We start from the raw sequence: 23042 nt of genomic DNA on the forward strand, positions 1-23042 counted from the left end.
AGAGCCGGCGAGTTTGGGCGGGCCGACCTCTGTCGTCAACTCTTCTACATGCTGACTGGTTGACGAGCTGATGCCGCGCGGTGGCCGCAAACGGAAAGGCGGCCCGCAGGCCGCCTTTCCTCGACTCGATCGCGCCGGCTCACTTGCCGCGCGCGTCCTTCACCTGCTCGGCGGTGATCAGCTTGCCCTGGTTGCCCCACGAGCTGCGCTCGTGGTTGGCGATGTCGGCAATGTCCGCGTCGTTCAGGGCAGCGGCGAACGGCGGCATCGCGGTGGGGTAGCTGGTGCCGTTGATCACCTGGCCCTGCAGGCCCTTCAGGATCACCTCGATGTGCTTGGCCGGGTTGGCGTCCAGCACCACTACGTTGTCCTTGAGCGGCGGGAACGCACCGGGCAGGCCCAGGCCGGTGGCCTGGTGGCAGGCCGCGCAGTTGGTGGCATACAGCGAAGTGCCGCGGGTCGGGTCGAACTTGTACGGACCGCTGGCGGCCGCCGGCGGTGTGGCGGGTGCGGCAGCGACTGGCGCCTTGCTCACCGGCGGCTTGGCCGCCGTCTCGTTCGGGCCGCCCACCAGCAGCACGCCTTGCGCGCCCAGCTGCATGTGCGCCATGGCGTGGTCGACGAACGGGTAGTGGCCGGCCTCGTCCAGCTTCAGGTCGAACACCGCGCCCTCGCCGGGACCGACCGAGTAGGTCGAGACGCCGTCGATGGCCTGCGCCGGGTTGCCGCCGGGATAGACCTTGTCGAAGATCGCGCCGATCACGTGGAACGCGCTCCACAGGCTGGGGCCGGCGTTGACTACGTACAGGCGCACCCGGTCGCCGGGCTTGGCGGTGAGCGGGTGGTCGCGGTACTGGAACGCCGCGCCGTTGAACACCACCTCGTCCGGCTGCATCGCCTGCATCTTCTCGTAGTTGCCGGCCATCAGCTTGCCCGACACCTGCTGGGTGTACCACTCACCCTGTACCAGCACGTAGCTCTCCTGCGCGGGCGGCAGCGGCGTGGCCGGGTCGACGATGATCGCGCCGTACATGCCGTTGCCGATGTGCAGCAGCACCGGCGGCGTGCCGCAGTGGTAGAGGAACGCGCCGGGCACCTTGGCCACGAACGAGAACGTGATCGACTCGCCCGGCATGATGTCCACGTAGTGCAGGCTGGGCGGAGTGATCGCCGAGTGGAAGTCGATCGAATGCTGCATGGTGCCGCGGTTGGTGAGGGTGAAGTTCACCGTCTGCCCCTGGCGCACATGGATCACCGGGCCGGGCACGGTCTTGCCGAAGGTCCAGGCCTGGTACTGCACGCCGCTGGCGATCTCCACGCTGTCGTTGCTGGAGGTGATGTGCACGTCCACGCTGTCGCCCGGCTGCAGTGGCGGCAGGCTGGCGTCGCGGGCTTTCTCGATGGGCTGGCTGGAGGCCAGCGACAGCGGCGTCACCGCGGCAGCGGCGGCCTGCGGGCTGGACGAGCGCACGTTCAACGCGCTGTGCAGGCCGGCCAGCAACAGCGCCACCAGGATCAGCACGCCGGCCAGCGCCGGTCCCTGCACGCGCCAGGGCAGGCGCGGCACTTCGGCCAGCGGCAGCGTGTCGTTCCAGTCGGCCACGCGGCGCCAGCCGGGCCAACGGCGCTCGATCAGGTAATCCAGGCTGTACGGGCTGGGGCCGGCGCGCAGGTTGATCACGATCAACGCCGCGAAGATCAGCACATAGCTGATCGCCGCGCCGATGTTGTTGGCGCCCACCGAATACGGCCCGCCAAAGCCTTCGGCCGTGCTCCAGATCAACAGGCTGAACAGGATGCCCACCACGTAGGTGATCTTGCGCGCGAAGCCCAGCAGCAGCGCCAGCGCCAGCAGCGTTTCGGCGATGCGCGTGGCCCACACGAAGAAGCCCACGTGCGGCGTCACCAGGCCGATCCACAGGTCGAACCACCACGCCGACCAGGCCGGCTGGCCGGTGGCGGCGTTGTGCAGGTAGCCCACGTAGTGGTTGGCGAAGTCGGACGTCCAGGTGAGCGCGGCGCTCACCGCCCAGATCAGGCCGAACGCCACGCGCAGCGCGGTGCCGGCGACGGCCGGCCAGGTGGACGGGGCGGGCTTACCGCCGTCGGGTACAGACATGAGAAAACCTCCATGATGGATGAGTTTGCAGCTGCAAGCAGACGTCGCAGAGCGGCAACATTGCATTGTACGTCGCCAATATGGGCGCAGGGTGATACCCCGTGCGCGGCTTGCCGCTACCATGCCGGCGGAACATGGGGAGGACGAATGGATCAGCCAAGCCTGCTGCAACCCTGGCGAGCACTGCGGCGGTGGCTGTTGCCATGGCGCTGCCTGTTGTGCGGCGCGCCCGGCGCCGCCGGCGCCGACCTGTGCGCCGAGTGCGCGGCCGAACTGCCGCGCAACCGCAGTTGCTGCGCGCGCTGCGCACTGCCGCTGGCCGCGCCGGCGGCCTTGTGCGGCGAGTGCCAGCGCCGCGCGCCGCCGTGGGACGCGGCGTGGGCGCCATTCCGCTACGGCTGGCCGCTGGACCGGCTGGAATCGCGCTACAAGTTTTCCGCCGATCTCGCGGCCGGCCGCGTGCTGGCCCAGCTGTGGCAGCGCGAACCGTGCCCGATCCGCCTGCCGCAGTTGCTGCTGCCGGTGCCGCTGCACCACAGCCGCCTGCGCCGGCGCGGCTACAACCAGGCGCTGGAACTGGCCCGCTCGCTAGCGCGTGCATCCGGCGTGCCGCTGCGCCACGACGCGCTGCTGCGCCGGCGTTCCACCACCGCGCAGACCGAGCTCGACGCGCTCGCCCGCCGCCGCAACGTGCACGGCGCGTTCGCCCTGCGCGAAGGCGTGGCGCTGCCCGCGCACGTGGCGCTCCTCGACGACGTGATGACCACCGGCGCCACCCTGGCCGAATGCGCCCGCGTGCTGCGCCGCGCCGGCGTGCAACGGATCGACGTGTGGGCACTGGCGCGCGCGCCGTCGCCGCGGGTCAGCGCGGCGACGGGTTGAGATAGACCGGGTTGCCGAGCAGCAGGAGCTTGCCGGCGTCGTCGCGAACTTCCACGCGCAGCCAGTGCATGCGCCCGTCGCTGGTCCAGTCGAAGCCGATGCGCTGGTCGCCGCTGCCGATCGCCGCAGCGACGGCGGGCGTGAACGGCTTGCCGTCGAGCAGTACTACCAGTCGTTCTCCACCGACCCCGACGGCATGCACCTCGAAATGCACGCGCGTACCGGTGGCGGTGTGCAGGGCATCGCCCATGGTGGCGTGCTGGTCGCCGCTGCTTGCTTCGAGTTCCAGCAGCCGATCGCTGCTGCCCTCCACGTCGACGAACACGTGGCCGGCGCGGATGCCGGCCAGGATCGCCGGCATCGACAGCTCCGCCGCGTGCACCACCGTGGTCGGCCGGCCGACCAGGCTGGAGCCGGGCCTGGCCGCGCTCAGCAAGGCATCGTGGTTGTCGCTGCCGCCGATGCCGGTGAGCCGGTAGCCTTGCGCCAGCTGCCGTTCCCAGAACGGCACGCCGGACAGCACGGTGCCCGCATCGCTGTCGTTGACGATCTCGATCGCCTGTACCTGCGTCATGTCGACCGCCGGCGCGGCGGTCCAGCCGCAGCCCATGCAGTTCTCGCCGCTGGGACGGATCGGGTGGTTGATCGAGAGCAGGCCCTGCAGCGGCGCGACCCGCCGCAGCAAGGCGTTCCAGTCCTTCACTTCGCGGCCGTCGATGCGGAAGTCCACCGGTGCGGTAGTGCCGAACAGGTTGGCGTGACCGCTGAAGGTGGTGATCTCGCGGCCGGGGATCAGCAGCAGGCGGTCGAAGTACGGTTGCAGCTCGCGCATCGCGTTCGCCTGTGACACGGTGTTGTGGTCGGTGATCGCGATGAAGTCCAGGCCCTGTTTCGCCGCTGCCTCGACGGTGAGGAACAGCGGACAGGGTACGCGCCGGCCGGATTGCGCGGGGCAGCTGGCGTCGCTGTGCGCGTCGTGCATGTGCAGGTCGCCGCGGTACCAGCGCGCCTCGCGGTGCAGCGGCGGGTTCAGCACGGCCGGCTCCCATGCGGGATCGCCCGGACGGCCGAACCAGATGTTGGCCGTGTAGCGGGAATGGCTGTCCTTGCGGATGTTCGGGATACCCAGCAGCAGGGTCCAGCGGCCCGGGCGGATCGCGCCGGGCAGGTAGGAGGGCGTGGCGTCGGTGGCGGACACGGTGAATACGCGCTTCGAGCCCCCGCTCCAGCCGCGAAAACCGTCCTGGCCATGGAAGCCGTCGGGGCCGAGCAGGCCGAGGTCGACCGTGGTGCGCTCGTCGTCATGACCGCTGTAGTCGAACTGCACGGTGACGCGGCTGGTGCCCGCGGGTACCTCGAACGGCAGCATGCGGTAGGTCTGGTGATCCCGGCCATCCAGTTCGCCGCGCAGGACCAGGTCGGGCTGTTCGTGCCCAGGCCCCTGACCCGCGGCCTGGACCATGCCGAGCAGCAGCGTCAGGCCAGCCAGCAGCAGGCCGGCGAGGAGATGAAGCAGGCGTGGACGCAGGTGCGGATTCATGGCGGATTTCCAATGACGGGTTCATGGCCGGCGGGCGCTCGCGGCGCCCGGCCGCTGTGCGCGTCGGGTTTGGGTCGGTTGGTGGGATGCGAAATGGAGTCTCCGGTGCGGAGGGTCGGCCGGGCGGCAAGCCGCCCGGCCGCACGACTCAGAACCGGTACATCACCGCGGCACGGTACGAACGGCCCAGCAGCGGCCGCGCGATGAACGTGTTCGCCCCCGCGTCCGCACTCTGCAGTTCGCCGGCGCGCGGGTTGCCCTCGGTCAGGCCCAGCGAGTTGGTGAGGTTGTCGGCGTACAGGTACACCGAGAACGCGGGCGACACGTCGTAGCGTGCGCTGGCGCCGAGCACGTCGTACGACGGCAGCCGCACCGAGTTGGCGGTGTCGACGAAGCGCTCGCCTTCATGCTCGTAGGACAGCTGCAGGCGCAGCTGCCCGTCGAGCAGGTTCACCCCGGGCACCACGCGGTAGCTCAGCTTCGGCACGCGGATCAGCTGGTTGCCGGTGTAGTCGCGCAGGATCGGGCCGGTGCTGCCCTTGTCGGTATAGCGCAGTCCTTCGTACTGCGGGTCCTGCCAGGTGGCGGTGAGCTGCACGTCGAACCAGCGGGTCGGGAACCAGGTGCCTTCCAGTTCCAGGCCCTTGGTCTTGGTGCTGGCGTAGCCCTGCTGCGCGACCGAGGTGTTGTTGTTCGGGTTGAACACGTAGTTGTTGAAGCCGACGTTGTCGTACTTGGTGTAGAACGCGGTGGCGTATAGGTCGAACTGGCGGTCGGAATACTTGTAGCCCACCTCGCCCAGCTTCATGGTCTGGATGATCGGCGTGGCGGTCGCGTTGGTGATGTAGCTGCTCAGGTTCGGCAGGCGGAACGCCGAGGTCCAGCGCGCGAACACGCCGGAGCGCTCGGAGAACTGCCAGTTCACGCCCAGCGTCCAGCCCGGCTTGCTGAAGCTGTGGTCGTACGACGCGGTCTGGCCGGTACCGGTCTGTACCTGCGAGGTGGCCAGCGTGCCGAGGTTCACGGTCTGCTTCCGCTCGACCCAGCCCTTGGTGTTCACGCGCTCCCAGCGCACGCCGCCGTCGATGCGCAATGCGTCGGTCGCCTGCCATTCGTCGGACAGGTAGAACGCATGGGTCGCCGAGCTGCCGCTGGCGTTCTCCCACTCGTAGCCGTAGCGGTAGATGCCGTGGTCGGTGAGCGTGCCCAGCGGCCGGCCTGCGGCATCCACCGCGACCAGGTCGAGCAGGCGCGCGTTGTCGCGCACGTCGAGCAGGGCGGTGGAGGAGTAGCGGCTGAAGTCCTGGTTGAAGTGCGCGTAGTAGTAGCCCAGCGTGACGTCGTGGCTCTGCCCGCCGAGGTCGAACTGGCGCAGCAGCCGGGTATCGTTGACGAACTCCTGCACCGGCATGGTCACGCCGCGCAGGCCGCCGATCACCACCAGGCCGTTGCCGTTCTGGTTCTGGTTGTCGAACACCTGCGCGGGGTTGTCGACGTAGTGCAGCTGCAGGCCGGCCGCGCCGGCCGGCTGGAACTGCCTGGCCTGGGCCAGGAACTTGTCCGCGCTCATCAGCGAGTTCGGGAACACGCCGTTGCGCTGGGTTTTGGTGTCGCTGTAGCGCATCGACTCGGCCAGCTTCCAGTCTGCGCCGAGGTCATGGTCGAACTTCAGCGTCAGCTGGTCGCGCTTCACGTGCGTGCCCACGCTGTTGTCGAAGTCGTACAGGCTGCCGTTGCCCTGCTTCATCAGCACGTGCTCGGTCTGCGGCCCAGCCATGGTGCCGAAGTTGCCGTCGAAGCCGGGCACGGCCTTGATCTTGCCGTTCGGATAGGTGCGCATCGGGATGCCGAGGTACAGCGCGACCTTGTCGTCCATGTGCTTGACGTCGGCGCTGAAGCGGCCGTGCTCGAAATCCTTCGCCAGGTTCAGGCGGATCTGGCCGCCGTCGTTGGCGTGGAATCCCGGATCGCGGATGCCGTCGTCGATGCGGTAGAAACCGCCCACGCCGAGCTTCCAGCCACTGCCGACCGGCGTGCCGTACCAGAAGTCGGCACGCTGCAGACCGTAGTCGCCCACGGTGTATTTGACCAGGCCGTCCGGCGTGTCGCCGACCCGGCGCGGGATGAAGTTGATCGCGCCGGCCGGTGCGTTCGAATAGAACACCGACGAGGGGCCGCCACGCACCACCTCGATCCGCTCGATCGTCTCGTCCAGGCGGAACGCCTGGTCGGCGTTGAGGTAGCCGAGTGCCGGATCGTGCTGCACCGGCATGCCGTCCTCCAGCAGGGTGACCGAACCGAAGCCGTCGACGGGAATGCCGCGCGCGCGGATATTGCCGCTGGCCTCGCCGCCGGAGGCCTCGACCCAGAAGCCGGGCACCGATTTCATCGCCTCGGTGACCGAGGTCGGCGCCTGCATGCGCAGGCGGTCCTCGTCGATGGTGGTGATCGAGTAGCTGGTCTCGGCCTTGGTCCGCGTCTGCACGCCGGAACGCGCGGTGACCACCACGCTGTCGAGGTTCTTGGCCTTGTCGGTGGAAGCGGTGGTGGCGTCCGCTTCGGCAGGCGTGCGCTGCTGGGCGTGGGCGGAAAGGGCGAGGCCGAGCGACAGACTGCCAAGCAGGGCCATGCCGACGGATCGGCTGATGAGGGAAGTACGCAAGTTGAATGCTCCGGGGGACGGGGAGATCGCGGAGCCGTGCGGGAAGTGTGCGCAACCTGGCGCCGCCTGCGTTCCACCGGGAGTGGGTCGGCGAGGCGGCGCGGGTTTCGTGCAGAGGCATCCCTGCCTGTGGGTTTCCCTGGTTCCGTCACAGGCTCTGATGGCGCGCAGCCTAGAGGCAGCCTGTGACAGTCAGTCAGACTGTTGCGTGACAATGTTGAAATTTGGATGTCTGAATCACGCGTTGCGGCAAGCTTGCCGTCATGTGGAGATCACCGAAGCGCGATTCTTCAGCGCACCGCCAGCGCCAGCACGATGCCGATCCACAGCGTCAGACCGAGCCAGTTGTTGTGGCGGAACGCGGCGAGGCAGGCGTCGCGGGCGCGCCCGCGGATCAGCCACAGCTGCCAGCCGAACAGTCCGGCGGCGGCGAGCAGCGCCAGCCAGTACGGCCAGCCCAGCCCCGCGCGCTGGCCGACGAACAGCATCGCCAGCAGGAAGGTGCCCATCAGCATGCCGAGGATCGGCACATCGGCGTCGCCGAACAGGATCGCGGTGGATTTGGCGCCGACCTTGAGATCGTCGTCGCGGTCGACCATCGCATACTCGGTGTCGTAGCTCACCGTCCACAGGATGTTGCCGATGAACAGCAGCCAGCCCAGCGGCGGCACCGTGCCGGTCACCGCGGCAAACGCCATCGGGATCGACCAGCCGAACGCCGCGCCCAGCACCACCTGCGGCAGGTAGGTCCAGCGCTTGGTGAACGGGTAGATCGCCGCCAGCGCGGCGCCGGCGAACGCCAGCTTGATGGTCAGCGCGTTGGTGAACAGCACCAGCACGAAGGAGAACGCCAGCAGCGTGCCAAACACGATGAGCGCCTCGCGCGGCGTCACCCGGCCGCTGGCGAGCGGCCGCCCCGCGGTGCGTTTCACCTGCGGGTCGAGCTTGCGGTCGGCGTAGTCGTTGATCGCGCAGCCGGCCGCGCGCATCGCGAACACGCCGAGAGTGAAGATCAGCAGCAGCTGCCACGGCGGGAAATCGCCGGCCGCCAGCCACAGCGCCCACCAGGTCGGCCACAGCAGCAGCAGCGCGCCGATCGGGCGATCCATGCGGGTCAGCACCAGGTAGTCGCGCGCCTTGGCGCGATGCTGCGCCGGCAGCTTGCGCAGCAGCCAGTCCAGCACCCGCGTGGCGCGGGTTGAGCTGTCGGCCGGCTGCACCACACGGGCGACGGGTTTCGCCGCGGCTGGCCGCGGCCGGTCGGCGGGGGAGGGCGCGGCAGGGCGCTGCTGGCGTTTGCGGGAAGGGGGAGCCATGCGTCGAAGTCTAGCGCGCCGTGCCGGGGTGAGCCGGGCGGTGGCTCTAAAGTTCACCGCGCCACGGCCGATATGGCGGGTGAGCGAACCCGTTCGGGGTAACGCCAAGCATGCGCCGCAGCCCGGGGCCGTCGGCGTCGGAGCCACGATGGCCGAATACGAAACCAGCGAGGACGACCTCCCGCTGTCGTCGGATGCGCCGGCGCTCGACGGCGATGCGTCCCCGCCGGCCGCGGAATCGGCGATGACCGACTCGTTCGTGCACTCGCGCCTGCTCGATTCGGTGGCCTCGTTCACCCACCACCGCGACATCGGCGCGCTCGACCACAGCCTGGTGCTCTCGCTGGCCGAACTGACCTCGGCGGCGCGCGTGGTGCTGGCCAAGCTGGCGATCGACGGCGCGTCCGTGGAAGCGATCGTGCGCTGCGTGCCGGACGCGCAGGGCGCCTACCAGCTGCAGGAGGGCGATCCGGACGAGGTCGATCCGGCGCTGCAGCTGTTGCAGCGCTGCATGCACCGGCTGGAGGCGCAGACGGAAACGGTGCAGGGCCGGCATCGGCTGGTGGTGCCGATCCTGTGCGACGGCCGCGCGATCGGCGCGCTGCAGCTGGACAGCGACCTGCCGCCGGCCGCCAGCCGACCGCTCACCGACGGCTTCGCCCGCATCTACGCCAACTACACCGCGCTGCTGCACGAAAGCGAGCACGACAAGCTGACCGGCCTGTACAACCGGCGCAGCCTGGAACGCCAGCTGCAGCGGCTGCTGCACGAGCGCACGCTGCGCATGGCGCTGCCGCCGGCCGGCGGCTCGCCTGGCGAGCTTGGCGGGGAGCCGCCGCAGGTGTGGCTGGCGATCCTCGACATCGACCACTTCAAGCGCATCAACGATACCTACGGACACATCTACGGCGACGAGGTGATCCTGCTGCTGGCCCAGCAGATGCGCGCCTGCTTCCGCCGCGGCGACGTGCTGTTCCGCTTTGGCGGCGAGGAGTTCCTGATCCTGTTCGGCGCGGCCGGCGAAGCCGTCGTGCACGCCGTGCTGGAGCGCTTCCGCCAGCGCATCGCCGAGCACGGGTTTCCGCAGGTGGGTAGCGTCACCGTCAGCATCGGTTACGCCGGTGTCGGTCGCCACGACTACCCGTCCAGCGCGCTGGACCGTGCCGACAAGGCGCTGTACTACGCCAAGCAGCACGGCCGCAACGGCGTCTGCGGCTACGAGAGCCTGAGCGCGCGCGGCCTGCTGGGGCAGGGAATGGCGCCGGGCAGCATCGACTTGTTCTGAGAGGTTGTGACTATTCAACCCCTCAAGCCGGCCATGACGAGCGCATGGCGAGGACATGGCGAGGACATGGATGCCCGAGTTGAGGCAACGCAGGGAGCGGTTGCCCGACGGCCGGACATGAAGCAGTCACGCCAGTGACTGTTTCATGTGAGCGAGTCCGGGCGTGTACCGGACTCGCGGCTGAAGAAAACCACAGGAAGTGGTTTTCTTCACAAGCAAGCCTTGAGTCAATCGCGCAGCAGCAGCCGGTAGGCCGGGTGCGTGCTCTCGTCCACGTGCGGGTAGCCGAGCGCGGCCAGGAACTGCCGCAGCAGCGGCAGCTCGGCCGCCGGCACCTGCAGGCCGACCAGGATGCGGCCGTGGTCGGCGCCGTGGTTGCGGTAGTGGAACAGGCTGACGTTCCAGTCCGGATGCAGCCGGCCGAGAAAGTCGGTGAGCGCGCCGGGCCGCTCGGGGAATTCGAAGCGGTACAGCCGCTCGTCGCGCGCCAGCGGCGAGCGGCCGCCGATCATGTGGCGCAGGTGCAGCTTGGCCAGCTCGTCATCGGTGAGGTCGAGCACCTCGAACGCCTGCGCGCGGAACGCCGCGGCCAGTGCTTCGCGCTCGCCGCGACGGGCGATCTGCACGCCCACGAAGATGTGCGCCTGCCGCGCGTCGCCGATGCGGTAGTTGAACTCGGTGATGGCGTGCCGCCCCAGCGTGGCGCAGAAGCGGCGGAAACTGCCGCGTTCCTCCGGGATGGTCACAGCGAACACCGCCTCGCGCTGCTCGCCCAGCTCGGCGCGTTCGGCCACGAAGCGCAGGCGGTCGAAGTTCATGTTGGCGCCGGAGACGATCGCCACCAGCGCGCCGTCGCCCGCGTGCGCGGCGGCGTACTGCTTCAGCCCGGCCAGCGCCAGCGCGCCGGCGGGCTCGGCCACGCTGCGGCAGTCCTGGTGGATGTCGCGGATCGCCGCGCAGATCGCGTCGGCGTCCACCCGCAGCATGGCGTCGACATACCGCTGGCACAGCGCGAAGGTCAGCGCGCCGACCTGCTTCACCGCGGTGCCGTCGGCGAACAGGCCGACCTCATCCAGCGCGACGCGTTCGCCGGCTTCCAGCGAGCGCGCCATCGCGTCCGAATCCGCCGCCTGCACGCCGATCACGCGCACTTCCGGCCGCAGCGCCTTGATGCACGCGGCCACGCCGGCGGCAAGGCCGCCGCCGCCCACCGGCACGAACACCGCCTCCAGCGGGCCCGGATGCTGGCGCAGGATCTCCAGGCCGATGGTGCCCTGGCCGGCGATCACTGCCGGGTCGTCGAACGGGTGCACGAACACCGCGCCGCGTTCGGCCTGCAGCTGCGCCGCGGCGACCTGCGCGTCGCTGTAGGAATCGCCGGTCAGCAGCAGCTCGACCATCGCCCCGCCGAGGCGGCGCACCGCGTCCACCTTCACCGGTGGCGCGGTCACCGGCATCACGATGGTGGCGCGGATGCCCAGCTTGGCCGCGGCCAGCGCCACGCCCTGCGCATGGTTGCCGGCGGAGGCGGCGACCACGCCGCGCGCGCGTTGCGCCGCATCCAGCTGCAGCATGCGGTTGTACGCGCCGCGCAGCTTGAACGAGAACACGCTTTGCTGGTCCTCGCGCTTGAGCAGCACCGGCCGGCCCAGCCGCTCGCCGAGCAGCGGCGCGGCTTCCAGCGCCGAGACCTGCGCCACTTCGTACACGCGCGCGGCACGGATCTGCGCCAGCAGCTCGCCGTGGTCGTGCCCGGTGAGCGGGGCGACCGCGCTCATGCGGCGAGCGCGGTCGCCGGGTGCGCCACCTGCAGCACGTCGACCAGCTTGCGCGTCTGCTGCAGGATCTGGCCGAGTGCCGCTTCGTCGCACTGCAGGCTCAGCGTGAGCCGCGAGACGGCCGGGTCGTGCGTGGCCGTCACCGTCAGCGTGTCGATGTTGTAGCCGCGCGCGGCGAACAGCCCGGCCACGCGCACCAGCGCGCCGGCTTCGTTCTGCAGCAGGATGGACAGGGTGTGGTTCATGGCGGGACTCCGATGGTGAATCCCCCTCCCTTTGGTGACCGAAGGAGGGAGGGTGTCGACAGGCGGGTGAGGGTTCGGGCGAAGCGAGGCGCCGAGGCTCGCCCGTACCCTCATCCGGCCCTTCGGGCCACCTTCTCCCGATGGGAGAAGGGAAAGGTCAAGAACTTCAGAACATGTGCGATGGCGAGTCCTTGCGTGCGGCCGGCGCCGCGCGCGAGGCGATGAAATCGCCGGTGATCATCTGTGCGTAGCTGGCGCCGGGACCGACCATCGGGTACACGCCGGCGTCCGGGTCGATCATCACTTCCAGGAACGCCGGGCCGGGGTAGGCGAGGAAGTCGGCGATCATCGGTTCCAGTTCATCCATGCGTTCCAGCCGCTGCGCCCAGCCGAAGCCGTCGGCCTGCGCGGCAAGCACGAAATCCTTCTTGTGCAGACTCTTGTCCGAGGCGGCGAAGCGGCCCTTGAAATACAGCTTCTGCCACTGCCGCACCATGCCGTCGCCGACGTTGTTCAGCACCACCACCTTGATCGGCAGCCCGTAGGTGGTGACGGTTTCCAGCTCGCCGAGGTTCATGCGGATGCTGGCGTCGCCGTCGATGTCGATCACCAGCTTGTGCGGATGCGCGAACTGCGCGCCGATCGCGGCGGGCAGGCCGAAGCCCATCGTGCCCATCGAGCCGGAGGTGAGCCAGTGGCGCGGCGTGCGGAAGTCGAAATACTGCGCCGCCCACATCTGGTGCTGGCCGACGCCGGTGCTGACGATGGCACGGCCCTGCGCATGGCGGTTGATCGCCTCGATCACCGCATACGGCTGGACCAGCGCGCTTGCGCGGTCGTAGTTCATCGCGTGCGCGCGCTTCAGTTCGGCCACGTGCGCATGCCAGGCGGCCAGCTGCGGTTTCAGGCCGTGCGCGCGGCCGTAGGCGGTGAGCCGTTCCAGCGCGCGTTTCAGCGGGCCGACGTGCTGCCAGTCGACGTGCTTCACCTTGCCGATCTCGGCCGGGTCGATATCGACCTGCGCGATGAACTTTGCCCGTGGTGCGAACTTGTCCGGCACGCCGGCTACGCGATCGTCGAAGCGCGCGCCCAGCGCCAGCACGAAGTCGCAATCCTCCACCGCGTAGTTCGCGTAGGCGGTGCCGTGCATGCCGAGCAGGTGCAGCGCCAGCGGGTCGGTGCTGTCGAAGCCGCCCAGTCCCATCAGGGTGGTGGCGACCGGCAGGCCGAACGCGTCGACGAAGGCGCGCAGCGCGTCCGCGGCCTCCGCCGCGATCACCCCGCCGCCGGCGTAGATCAGCGGGCGCTGCGCCTGCAGCAGTGCGGCGAAGAACGCGGCGCAGTCGGCGTCGCCGAGCACGGCCTGTTCCACCGCACGCAACCGCGTGCGGTAGCCGGCCAGCGCCAGCTCGCCGCTCCCGCGCCAGGCCAGGGTGGTGTTCTGCACGTCCTTGGGCACGTCCACCACCACCGGGCCGGGGCGGCCGCTGCGGGCAAGAGTGAACGCGGTGCGCATGGTCGCTTCCAGCTGCGCCGCGTCGGTGACCAGGAACACGTGCTTGGCGCAGGCGCCCATGATGTTGCTGACCGGCGCCTCCTGGAACGCGTCGCTGCCGATCGCCGCGGTGCCCACCTGGCCGCAGATCACCACCAGCGGGATCGAGTCGGCCATCGAGTCGCGCACCGGGGTGACCGTGTTGGTGGCGCCGGGGCCGGAGGTGACGATGACTACGCCGACCTTGCCCGACGCGCGCGCGTAGCCGGCGGCCATGAAGCCGGCGCCCTGCTCGTTGGCCGGCACCACCAGCGGCATGGATTCGCTGCCATCGGCATGCGGATGTTCCGCGTTGTGGCGGAACACCGCGTCGTACACCGGCAGGATCGCGCCACCGGAGTAGCCGAACAGCACGCCGACGCCCTCGTCGGCGAGTACCTGCACGATCACCTCGGCGCCGCTCATGCTGTGGCCGGCCAGCGGGTGCCGGTCGGTGGTGGTTTCGGCTTTCAGTGCGGGTGCATTCACGAGTGGATCCCCAAATGGTGTGTCGTGCTCCCTCCCCTGCATCGCAGGGGAGGGCTGGGGTGGGGTTGCTCTCGATCTTCAAGTCAAAGTCAAAAGCGCAACCCCCTCCCGACCTCCCCCTGTTCCACAGGGGGAGAAGCCAAAGAGCGTCAGCCAGCTTTCTTCAGCGGTGCGGAGGCGGGTGCCGGGTTCGGCTGCAGCCACGGCATCTGCGCCCGCAGCTTCGCGCCGACCACTTCGATCGGATGCTCGAGGTCGGCCTGCTTCAGCCGCTTGTAGTTCGGCAGGCCGGCCTGGTATTCGGCGATCCAGTTCTTCGCGAAGGTGCCGTCCTGGATGTCGTGAAGTACCTCCTTCATGCGCGCCTTGGTGCCGGCGTCGACCACCCGCGGGCCGCTGACGTAGTCGCCGTACTGCGCGGTCTCGGAGACGAACTGCAGCATCTTCGCCAGGCCGCCCTCGTAGAACAGGTCGACGATCAGCTTCAGCTCGTGCATCACCTCGTAGTAGGCGATCTCCGGCTGGTAGCCGGCCTCGACCAGGGTCTCGAAGCCCTTGATCACCAGCTCGCTGGCGCCGCCGCACAGCACCGCCTGCTCGCCGAAGAGATCCGTCTCGGTCTCTTCCTTGAAGTCGGTCTGGATGATCATCGCGCGGCCGCCGCCGATGCCGTCGGCGTAGCCTTTCGTCTTCGCCTCGGCCTGGCCACTGACGTCCTGGTGCACCGCCCAGATGCACGGCACGCCGCGGCCACGCTCGTACTCGCTGCGCACCAGCGCACCGGGGCCTTTCGGCGCCACCAGGATCACGTCGACGTCGGCGCGCGGCTTGATCTGGCCGAAGTGCACGTTGAAGCCGTGCGCGAACAGCAACGCCGCGCCGGGCTTGAGGTTCGGTTCGATCGCTTCCTTGTATAGCGCGGGCTGCACCATGTCGGGGGTGAGCACGGCGACCAGGTCGGCGCCCTTCACGGCGTCGGCCGGTTCGGCGACCTTGAAGCCGTCGGCCTTCGCCTTGTGCCAGGTCGGGCCGTTCGGGCGCAGTCCGACCACCACGTCGAGGCCGGAATCGCGCAGGTTCAGCGCGTGCGCGCGGCCCTGGCTGCCGTAGCCGAGCACGGCAATGCGGGATGAAGCGAGGGGGTTGGAAGTTTGCGGGCTCACGTGGTGTCTCCTGATTGAGCCCCTCTCCCGTCGGGAGAGGGGTTGGGGTGAGGGTTCGGTTGTCGATGGAGGCTGCGGCGGTGCCGTACCCTCATCCGGCCCTTCGGGCCACCTTCTCCCGTTGGGAGAAGGGCGTTTCCTGTGCAGTTGTGGTGAGTGAGGTGGTGGCGCCATCGGAGGCCGAGCCCACCAGCAGGGCGAACTTGGCCAGTACGCCGCGGCTGACTTTCGGTGCGGGCGGCTGCCACGTCGCACGGCGCGCGGCCAGGTCGGCATCGGTGGCGATCTCGCGCGTGCGCGCGTCGATGCGGATGCGGTCGCCGTCGGCGAGCAGCGCGATCGGGCCGCCACGCGCCGCTTCCGGCGCGATGTGGCCGACCATGAAGCCGTGGGTGGCGCCGCTGAAGCGGCCGTCGGTGATCAGCGCCACGTCGTCGCCGAGGCCGCGGCCGATCAGTGCGGCGGTGACGCCGAGCATCTCGCGCATGCCGGGTCCGCCGGCTGGGCCTTCGTTGCGGATCACCACCACGTCGCCCTTCGCGATGCGGCCTTCCTGCACGGCGGCGAAGGCGGCTTCCTCGCTCTCGAACACGCGTGCGCTGCCCTCGAAGTGGGTGCCACCGTGGCCGGCCGAGTGCTTGCCGGGGATCTTCAGGATGCAGCCGTCCGGCGCCAGGTTGCCGTACAGGATGGAATAGCCGCCGTGCGGCTTCAGCGGTGCGCTCACCGGCGCGATCACCGGCTGGTCGGCGAAGCGCGGCGCGGCGGCGGCTTCCGCGAACAGGCTGCGGCCGGTGACGGTGGCTGCGTCGATCAGCATGCCGGCTTCGATCAGTTCCTGCGCCACGCGCGCGGCGCCGCCGGCGTCGAACATCTCCACCGCGGTGTAGCGGCCGGAGGGCAGCAGATCGGCGATCACCGGGGTGGCCTCGGTGGCCGGCTGGAAATCCTCCAGCGACCACTCGGCGCCAGCCTCGCGCGCGATCGCCAGGGTGTGCAGCACCGCATTGGTGGAGCCGGCGGTGGCCGCCACCATGCGCGCGACGTTGGCCAGCGAGTCGCGGTTGATCAGCGCGCGCGGCGTGCGGCCGGTGCGCAGGCAGTCCATCACCAGCTCGCCGCAGCGGCGTGCGGCGGCGCGCTTGTCGGGATGGGTGGCGGGGATGTCGTTGAGGCCCATCGGCGACAGCCCCAGCGTGGTCAGCACCATCGCCATGGTGTTGGCGGTGAACTGGCCGCCGCAGGCGCCGGCGCCGCCGCAGGCGTCGCATTCCACCTGGCGCAGCTCGGTGTCGTCGATCCTGCCCGCGCCATGCGCGCCCACCGCCTCGAACACCTGCTGGATGGTGATCGGCCGGTTCTTGTGCAGGCCATGCGCAATGGTGCCGCCGTACAGCGCCACCGCCGGGATGTCCAGCCGCGCCATCGCCATCGCGGCGGCGGGGATGGTCTTGTCGCAGCCGCACAGCACCACCATCGCGTCGCACAGATGGCCTTCCACCGCCGCCTCGATCGAGTCGGTGATCACCTCGCGGCTGACCAGCGAATAGCGCATGCCCGGCGTGCCCATGGCGATGCCGTCGGTGACCGCGATGGTGTTGAACTCCACCGGCGTGCCGCCGGCAGCGCGCACGCCTTCCATCGCCGCCTGTGCGAGATCGCGCAGGTTCAAGTTGCACGGCGAGACGTCCGACCAGGTGTGCACCACCGCCACCAGCGGCTTCTTTAGCGCGGCATCGTCCAGGCCGGTGGCGCGCAGCATGGCGCGGGCGGGGGCGCGGTCGGGGCCGCTCTTGATCAGGTCACTGCGCATGAAGAAAGCTCCGGAGGACAGCCGTTTGCGTTTGCCGCCTCTCCCCCTTGGGGAGAGGATTGAGGTGAGGGGCGGGTGCTCCCCATGAAGCCGGTCGAAAGCGAATAAGAAAGCGCCCCCTGCGCGCGAGGGAGGTCGACGGGACGGCCAGGGAGTCGGCGCCATCGCGGCGTGCAGGAACCGTCCGCGCCGCATGCGCGCAGGGGGCAGCAGAAAACGCGGACACGTCCGTGTGGCCGCTGGGGAAACCGGGTAAGGGCATCAGCCGCATGCGCGCGCTCCGGCGAAGAACGCGGCGGCGGTGTCGGCGTGGTCGTCGATCGCGGCGATCACCGCGTCGCGCACCTCGTCGGTGCCGGCATCGCCGCCGATGTCGCGGCTATGCGGGCCGTGGCGCAACACCTGCTCCACTGCCGACTCCACCGCAATCGCCTCGGCCTCCAGGCCCAGCGAGTGGCGCAGCAGCAGCGCGGCGGAGAGGATCGCGCCAACCGGGTTGGCCACGCCTTGCCCGGCGATGTCCGGCGCCGAGCCGTGGATCGGCTCGTACAGGCCGCGCCGGCCTTCGCCCAGCGAGGCCGACGGCAGCAGGCCGAGCGAGCCAGCCAGCGCGGCGGCTTCGTCGGTGAGGATGTCGCCGAACAGGTTCTCGGTGACCACCACGTCGTAGCGGTTCGGGCGGGTCAGCAGCAGCATCGCCATTGAGTCGACCAGCTGGTGCTCGACCTTCACGTCGGGGTAGTCGGCGGCGACGCGTTGCACCGTGCTGCGCCATAGCCGCGAGGTCTCCAGCACGTTGGCCTTGTCCACCGAGGTGAGCTGCCGGCGGCGTGCGCGCGCCAGCTCGAACGCGCGGCGCACCACGCGCTCGATCTCGGTCACGGTGTACCTGCACTCGTCGGTGGCGGCGTTGGCCGTGCGCGTGCGCGCGCCGAAGTACATGCCGCCGGTGAGCTCGCGCACGAACAGTACGTCGACGTGCTTCAGCTTGTCGTTCTTCAGCGGCGACAGGTTGGCCAGCGTCGGGTGTACCTGCAGCGGGCGCAGGTTGGCGTACACGCCGAGTGCGGCACGCAAGGCCAGCAGGCCCTGCTCGGGCCGCACCGGTGCGTTCGGATCGGACCATTTCGGCCCGCCCACAGCGCCGAGCAGCACCGCATCGGCGGACTGGCACGCCGCCAGCGTGGCGGCCGGCAGCGGTTCGCCGGTGGCGTCGATCGCGCTGCCGCCGATCAGCTGCTCCTCGAACGCGAACACGTGCTGGTAGCGCGCTGCCACGGTTTTCAACACGGCCACCGCGGCAGCGGTGACCTCGGGGCCGACGCCATCGCCGGGCAGGGTGACGATACGGGCTTTCATGCGGTTACTCCGTTCGATCGAAGCGGGTTTTGTTGATGAGTGCGGCCATGAATGGCCGCTTCTTGACGTTCGCGTTCACGGACGAACGCATCAATTTGGTCACGGTGCTGCAGCAGGTAGCCGAGCTGGTCGACGCCGTTGAGCAGGCAGTGCCGTGCGAACGGTTCCAGCCGGAACGGGATGCGGCCGCCGTCTGGCAGCGCGATGTACTGCTCGCGCACATCGATCGCCAGCTCGATGCCCGGGTGCCTGAGCAGCCAGCGGTGTTCCAGTTCGTCGATGACGATTGCCAGCAGGCCGTTCTTCAGCGCGTTGCCGCGGAAGATGTCCGCGATCTCGCTGCACAGCACGGCGTGGATGCCGTAGTCCAACAGTGCCCACGGCGCGTGCTCGCGCGAGGAGCCGCAACCGAAGTTGCGCCCGGCGACGAGGATCGAGCAGCCGCGCGCTTCCGGCCGGTTCAGCGGGAAGGCGGGGTTGTCGCTGCCGTCGGCCTGGTAGCGCCAGTCGTTGAAGCACAGCTTGCCCAAACCCTCGCGCGTGGTCGTGGTGAGGAAGCGCGCCGGGATGATGCGGTCGGTGTCGATGTTCTCGTCGGCCAGCACGGCGGTGCGGGAGTGGAGGCGGGTGACGGGTTTCATGCGGGTTTCCTCGTGGCGGCTTCTGCTCCTCCCCCTGCGTGCAGGGGGAGGCGGTGAGGGGGTAACGCTTTTGACCTCAAGATCAAGAGCGAACCCCACCCCAGCCCTCCCCTGCGGAGCAGGGGAGGGAGACAAGCGGAGCGGGTCGTATCCATGCTCATGCCGCCACCTCCACCAGGTACTCGCGCGGGTCGGCGATGCGCCCGGCGACGGCGCTCGCGGCGGCGGTGGCCGGGCTGGCCAGCACGGTGCGCGCGCCCTTGCCCTGGCGGCCCTCGAAGTTGCGGTTGGACGTGCTCACCACCAGCTGGCCCGGCTGGGCCAGGTCGCCGTTCATCGCGATGCACATCGAGCAGCCGGGCACGCGCCACTCGGCGCCGGCGGCGGTGAACACGTGGTGCAGGCCTTCGCGCTCGGCGTCGCGGCGCACCGACTCGGAGCCGGGCACCACCAGCATGCGCACGCCACTGGCAATGTGCCGGCCGTGCAGCACGCGCGCCGCTTCGCGCAGGTCGGACAGGCGCGAGTTGGTGCAGCTGCCGACGAACACCACGTCCACCGGCGTGCCCTGCATCGGCTGGCCGGGCTTGCTCTGCATGTAGTCGAGTGCGCGGCGCTCCTGCGCATTGGTGGCGGCCGGCACCGGCGCGTCCATGGCGATCGCCATGCCCGGATGGGTGCCGTAGGTGACAGTCGGCTTCACCGCGCTGGCGTCGATGCGCACCTCGCGGTCGTAGTGCGCGCCGTCGTCGCTCTTCAGCGTGCGCCACTGCGCCACCGCCGCGTCCCACGCCGCGCCCTGCGGCACGCGCAGGCGACCCTGCAGCCATTCGAACGTGGTCTCGTCCGGCGCGATCAGCCCGGCGCGGGCGCCGGCCTCGATCGACATGTTGCAGACGGTCATGCGCTCGTCCATCGACAGCGCCTCGATCGCCGCGCCGCGGTACTCCAGCACGTGGCCGGTGCCGCCATCGACGCCGATGCTGCCGATGATGTGCAGGATCAGGTCCTTCGCGCCGACGCCGGCGGGCAATTGGCCGTCCACATGGATCGCCATGGTCTTCGGCCGGCGCTGCAGCAGGCACTGCGTGGCCATCACGTGGCCGACCTCGGTGGTGCCGATGCCGAACGCCAGCGCACCGAACGCACCGTGGGTGGAGGTGTGGCTGTCGCCGCAGACGATGGTCATGCCCGGCTGCGTGGCGCCCAGCTCGGGGCCGATCACGTGCACGATGCCGCGCTCGGCGCTGTCCCAGCCGTGCAGCTCGACGCCGAATTCACGGCAGTTGCGTTCCAGCTGCGCGACCTGCGCCTGCGCCTCGGCGTTCGCGTAGGGACGGCTGCCGTCGGCGTTCGCGGGCAGGGTCGGCGTGGAATGGTCCAGCGTGGCCAGCATGCGATCCGGCCGGCGCAGCTTCAACCCGCGCTCGCGCAGCTCGCTGAACGCCTGCGGCGAGGTGACCTCGTGCACCAGGTGCAGGTCGACGTAGAGGATCGCCGGCGTGTCGGCAGTCTCGGCGGCGACCACGTGGGCGTCCCAGATTTTCTCGAAGAGCGTCCGCGCACTCATGCCGATGCCTCCATGGGGGCAGGCTGTTGATGAGGAGTCCGGCCATGGATGGCCGGTTCTTGATCTTCGCGGTCAGGGATGACCGCACTGACCATGGCCAACCAGCCGTAGCGATCCTCGGTACGCCCGTCGAACAGGCCGAAGAACGCCTGCCGCAGCTGTTGCGTGATCGGGCCGGGCGCACCCTTGCCGATCGCCTTGCGGTCGACCGAGCGCACCGGGGTGATTTCGGCGGCGGTGCCGGTCATGAACACCTCGTCGGCCGAGTACAGCGCCTCGCGCGGCAGCTCGCGTTCTTCCACCGCGATGCCGAGGTCGGCGGCCAGCGCGAGCACGCTGTCGCGGGTGATCCCGGCCAGGATGCCGGCGCTGGACGGCGGCGTGAGCAGCTTGCCGCGCTTGACCAGGAAGACGTTCTCGCCGGCGCCTTCGCTGAGCAGGCCGCCGTGGCCCAGCGCGATGCCTTCGTCGTAGCCGTTGCGGCGCGCCTCCAGCCCGATCAGCTGGCTCGAAAGGTAATTGCCGCCGGCCTTGGCCCAGCTCGGGATGGTGTTCGGCGCGGGGCGGTGCCACGACGACACGCACACGTCGGCGCCGCGTTCGGCCGCCTCGCCCAGGTACGCGCCCCAGGCCATCGCCATCAGCGCCACCTCGACCGGCGCGCCGTCCTTCGCCAGCACGCCCAGGCCACCGGCGCCGCGGAACACGATCGGCCGCACGTAGGCTGACGGCATCGCGTTGGCGCGGATCAGCTCCAGGCAGGCGGCGTTGATCTCGTCCTCGCTGTAGCCCACGTCGATCTCGTAGACGCGGGCCGACTCGAACAGGCGGCGGGTGTGGTCGGCAAGGCGGAAGTAGGCCGGACCGCGCGGCGTGGCGTAGACGCGCTCGCCCTCGAACACGGAGGAGCCGTAGTGCAGCGCGTGCGTGCTGACGTGGACGTTGGCCTCGGCCCACGGCTTGATGCGGCCGTTGTGCCAGACGAATGGGGTGTTCATGCGGTGGTCTCCTTGTGCGCGTCCGGGCGCGCGGCCATGGAAGGCCGCTTGTTGGTCTGTGGGTGCAACGTGGATTGGCGTTCGATCCGGTTGACGATGACCAGCGCGGCCAGCGCGGCGGCCTCGACGATGTCGGTGCTGCTGCCGTGGCCGCGCCAGTCGCGCGCGGCGTGGCGCGCGCTCAGCTGCGCGTGGCCCTGGGCGTCGGCGCCTTCGCCGAGCGCGTCGATCTGGAAGCGGGTGAGCGCCAGCGGCGTGCCGGTGGCGCGTTCGATCGCGCGTAGGACTGCGTCCACCGGGCCGTCGCCGATCGCCGCCTCGCCGACCTCGCGGCCGTCGTCGTGGGCCAGCTTCACCGAGGCCGACGCGCTGCCGCCCAGGTGCGAGCTGGCGTGCAGCTGCACCAGCTGCCACGGGCCGCCGGCGTGCGGGTCGTGGCCCAGCGCCAGCGCTTCCAGGTCTTCGTCGTGCAGCTCGCGGCCGTGGTCGGCCAGCGTCTTGAAGCGACCGAAGATGTCGTCCAGCGCGGTGTCGTCCGGCGTATGGCCCAGTGCTTGCAGGCGCTGGCGCAGCGCGGCGCGGCCGGAGTGCTTGCCCAGCACCAGCTTCGTCTCGGCGATGCCGACGTCCTGCGGCCGCATGATCTCGTAGGTGCCGCGGTGCTTGAGCATGCCGTGCTGGTGGATGCCCGATTCGTGGGCGAACGCGTTGGCGCCCACGATCGCCTTGTTGCGCGGCACCGCCTGGCCGGTCAGCTCGGCCAGCAGGCGCGAGGCGGGGTACAACTGGCGGGTGTCGATGCGGGTATCCACGCCGAAGTGCGGCGCGCGCACCTTCAGCGCCATCACCACCTCCTCCAGCGCGGCGTTGCCGGCGCGCTCGCCGATGCCGTTGATGGTGCATTCCACCTGGCGTGCGCCGGCGCTCACCGCAGCCAGGCTGTTCGCCACCGCCATGCCGAGGTCGTCGTGGCAGTGGCTGGAGAACACCACCCGCTCCGCGCCCACGACGTGGCGGCGCAGGTACTCGAACAGCTCGACGATCTCGGTCGGCGTGGTGTAGCCCACCGTGTCCGGCGCGTTGAGCGTGCTGGCGCCGGCGGCGACCGCGGCGCTGAACACCTCGGCGAGGAACTCGGGTTCGGTGCGCAGCGCGTCCTCGGCGGAAAATTCCACCTCGTGGCACAGCCCACGGGCGCGCTCGATCGCACGCGCCGCAGTCTCCAGCACCCGCGCCTTGCTCATGCCCAGCTTGTGCTCGCGATGCAGCGGGCTGGTCGACAGGAACAGGTGGATGCGCGAATGGCGGGCCGCTTCGAGCGCACGGGCGGCGCTGTCGATGTCGCCGTCCTGGCAGCGCGCCAGTGCGCACACCGTGGTGCCTTGCAACGCCCCGGCGATTTGCGCGACTGCAGCAAAATCGTCCGGGGAAGCCTGCGGAAAGCCGGCTTCGAGCACGTCCACGCCGAGCACCTCGAGCTGCTGCGCCATGCGCAGCTTGGCGCGCCGGTCCATCGAGAAACCCGGCGCCTGCTCGCCGTCGCGCAGGGTGGTGTCGAAGATGCGCACGCGTCCGGCGACTACGTCGTCGTCGCTGGCGGGGCCGCTTTGCTGGTCGGGGGTTTTCATCATGGCTCCGCTGTGGGCGG

16 protein-coding genes are annotated in these 23042 nt (G+C 69.9%); 2 read left to right on the plus strand and 14 right to left on the minus strand.

Going from position 1 to position 23042, the window contains the following annotated elements; translation table 11 throughout:
- Positions 1-139 precede the first annotated feature (139 nt).
- Positions 140-2119 carry a multicopper oxidase domain-containing protein gene (locus tag LRK53_RS03045; RefSeq protein ID WP_235642487.1) on the minus strand — a complete coding sequence of 660 codons (1980 nt, stop codon included), beginning with the start codon at positions 2117-2119 and terminating at the stop codon, positions 140-142.
- A 147-nt stretch (positions 2120-2266) separates the two neighbouring features.
- Between LRK53_RS03045 and LRK53_RS03050 the strand changes: the two genes are divergently transcribed.
- The gene (locus LRK53_RS03050) at positions 2267-3001 is read left to right on the plus strand and encodes a ComF family protein (protein ID WP_027493279.1); all 735 of its coding nucleotides are present in this window, start codon (positions 2267-2269) and stop codon (positions 2999-3001) included.
- On the opposite strand, the gene LRK53_RS03055 is transcribed toward LRK53_RS03050, so the two are convergent.
- The 3 genes from LRK53_RS03055 to ubiA all read right to left on the minus strand — a co-directional run bounded on the left by LRK53_RS03055 (position 2982) and on the right by ubiA (position 8423).
- Positions 2982-4541, minus strand: a complete 1560-nt coding sequence (locus LRK53_RS03055) for a CehA/McbA family metallohydrolase (RefSeq protein WP_027493280.1) — start codon at positions 4539-4541, stop codon at positions 2982-2984. The two genes, LRK53_RS03050 and LRK53_RS03055, sit on opposite strands and share 20 nt — an antisense overlap.
- Positions 4542-4689: 148 nt before the next feature.
- On the minus strand, positions 4690-7203 hold the full coding sequence (locus LRK53_RS03060; protein WP_235642488.1) for a TonB-dependent receptor: 2514 nt from the start codon (positions 7201-7203) through the stop codon (positions 4690-4692).
- Positions 7204-7493: 290 nt separating this feature from the next.
- Positions 7494-8423, minus strand: a complete 930-nt coding sequence (gene ubiA / locus LRK53_RS03065) for a 4-hydroxybenzoate octaprenyltransferase (RefSeq protein WP_235642645.1) — start codon at positions 8421-8423, stop codon at positions 7494-7496.
- Positions 8424-8667: 244 nt separating this feature from the next.
- Between ubiA and LRK53_RS03070 the strand changes: the two genes are divergently transcribed.
- Positions 8668-9804, plus strand: coding sequence for a GGDEF domain-containing protein (locus tag LRK53_RS03070; RefSeq protein ID WP_027493282.1), 1137 nt, complete (start codon positions 8668-8670; stop codon positions 9802-9804).
- A gap of 227 nt (positions 9805-10031) precedes the next feature.
- Here the strand turns inward: LRK53_RS03070 and ilvA are convergent, their stop codons facing one another.
- The 10 genes from ilvA to LRK53_RS03120 all read right to left on the minus strand — a co-directional run bounded on the left by ilvA (position 10032) and on the right by LRK53_RS03120 (position 23025).
- Positions 10032-11582, minus strand: a complete 1551-nt coding sequence (gene ilvA / locus LRK53_RS03075; RefSeq protein ID WP_027493283.1) for a threonine ammonia-lyase, biosynthetic — start codon at positions 11580-11582, stop codon at positions 10032-10034.
- Positions 11579-11827 carry an acetolactate synthase small subunit gene (ilvN, locus tag LRK53_RS03080; RefSeq protein ID WP_008436893.1) on the minus strand — a complete coding sequence of 83 codons (249 nt, stop codon included), beginning with the start codon at positions 11825-11827 and terminating at the stop codon, positions 11579-11581. The genes ilvA and ilvN overlap by 4 nt, the downstream gene beginning before the upstream one ends.
- A gap of 166 nt (positions 11828-11993) precedes the next feature.
- On the minus strand, positions 11994-13787 hold the full coding sequence (gene ilvB / locus LRK53_RS03085) for a biosynthetic-type acetolactate synthase large subunit (protein ID WP_425504547.1): 1794 nt from the start codon (positions 13785-13787) through the stop codon (positions 11994-11996).
- A gap of 212 nt (positions 13788-13999) precedes the next feature.
- Positions 14000-15013: a ketol-acid reductoisomerase gene (ilvC, locus tag LRK53_RS03090; RefSeq protein WP_027493285.1), complete on the minus strand. Its 1014-nt coding sequence runs from the start codon at positions 15011-15013 to the stop codon at positions 14000-14002.
- 91 nt (positions 15014-15104) lie between these two features.
- The gene (ilvD, locus tag LRK53_RS03095) at positions 15105-16826 is read right to left on the minus strand and encodes a dihydroxy-acid dehydratase (RefSeq protein WP_027493286.1); all 1722 of its coding nucleotides are present in this window, start codon (positions 16824-16826) and stop codon (positions 15105-15107) included.
- 261 nt (positions 16827-17087) lie between these two features.
- Complete coding sequence (leuB, locus tag LRK53_RS03100; protein ID WP_027493287.1) at positions 17088-18185, minus strand: 3-isopropylmalate dehydrogenase; 1098 nt, start codon at positions 18183-18185, stop codon at positions 17088-17090.
- A complete protein-coding gene (gene leuD / locus LRK53_RS03105) occupies positions 18182-18826 on the minus strand; it encodes a 3-isopropylmalate dehydratase small subunit (protein WP_051257604.1) in 645 nt (214 codons plus the stop codon). The genes leuB and leuD overlap by 4 nt, the downstream gene beginning before the upstream one ends.
- 157 nt (positions 18827-18983) lie before the next feature.
- Complete coding sequence (leuC, locus tag LRK53_RS03110) at positions 18984-20396, minus strand: 3-isopropylmalate dehydratase large subunit (protein WP_027493288.1); 1413 nt, start codon at positions 20394-20396, stop codon at positions 18984-18986.
- Positions 20393-21394 carry a branched-chain amino acid transaminase gene (locus LRK53_RS03115; RefSeq protein ID WP_027493289.1) on the minus strand — a complete coding sequence of 334 codons (1002 nt, stop codon included), beginning with the start codon at positions 21392-21394 and terminating at the stop codon, positions 20393-20395. The genes leuC and LRK53_RS03115 overlap by 4 nt, the downstream gene beginning before the upstream one ends.
- Positions 21391-23025 carry a 2-isopropylmalate synthase gene (locus LRK53_RS03120; RefSeq protein WP_037090043.1) on the minus strand — a complete coding sequence of 545 codons (1635 nt, stop codon included), beginning with the start codon at positions 23023-23025 and terminating at the stop codon, positions 21391-21393. The genes LRK53_RS03115 and LRK53_RS03120 overlap by 4 nt, the downstream gene beginning before the upstream one ends.
- Positions 23026-23042: the final 17 nt, after the last annotated feature.

The sequence above is a fragment of the Rhodanobacter thiooxydans genome, from assembly GCF_021545845.1.
Classification (GTDB): Bacteria; Pseudomonadota; Gammaproteobacteria; order Xanthomonadales; family Rhodanobacteraceae; genus Rhodanobacter.

Bases quoted from the DNA above. Each gene is read 5' to 3' on its own strand.
- LRK53_RS03115 (WP_027493289.1), bottom strand. From the start codon at position 21,394: ATGAACACCCCATTCGTCTGGCACAACGGCCGCATCAAGCCGTGGGCC.
- LRK53_RS03050 (WP_027493279.1), top strand. From the start codon at position 2,267: ATGGATCAGCCAAGCCTGCTGCAACCCTGGCGAGCACTGCGGCGGTGG.
- leuD (WP_051257604.1), bottom strand. From the start codon at position 18,826: ATGAAACCCGTCACCCGCCTCCACTCCCGCACCGCCGTGCTGGCCGAC.
- leuB (WP_027493287.1), bottom strand. From the start codon at position 18,185: ATGAAAGCCCGTATCGTCACCCTGCCCGGCGATGGCGTCGGCCCCGAG.
- LRK53_RS03070 (WP_027493282.1), top strand. From the start codon at position 8,668: ATGGCCGAATACGAAACCAGCGAGGACGACCTCCCGCTGTCGTCGGAT.
- ilvA (WP_027493283.1), bottom strand. From the start codon at position 11,582: ATGAGCGCGGTCGCCCCGCTCACCGGGCACGACCACGGCGAGCTGCTG.
- LRK53_RS03120 (WP_037090043.1), bottom strand. From the start codon at position 23,025: ATGATGAAAACCCCCGACCAGCAAAGCGGCCCCGCCAGCGACGACGAC.
- LRK53_RS03055 (WP_027493280.1), bottom strand. From the start codon at position 4,541: ATGAATCCGCACCTGCGTCCACGCCTGCTTCATCTCCTCGCCGGCCTG.
- ilvD (WP_027493286.1), bottom strand. From the start codon at position 16,826: ATGCGCAGTGACCTGATCAAGAGCGGCCCCGACCGCGCCCCCGCCCGC.
- LRK53_RS03045 (WP_235642487.1), bottom strand. From the start codon at position 2,119: ATGTCTGTACCCGACGGCGGTAAGCCCGCCCCGTCCACCTGGCCGGCC.
- leuC (WP_027493288.1), bottom strand. From the start codon at position 20,396: ATGAGTGCGCGGACGCTCTTCGAGAAAATCTGGGACGCCCACGTGGTC.
- ilvN (WP_008436893.1), bottom strand. From the start codon at position 11,827: ATGAACCACACCCTGTCCATCCTGCTGCAGAACGAAGCCGGCGCGCTG.
- ilvB (WP_425504547.1), bottom strand. From the start codon at position 13,787: ATGAGCGGCGCCGAGGTGATCGTGCAGGTACTCGCCGACGAGGGCGTC.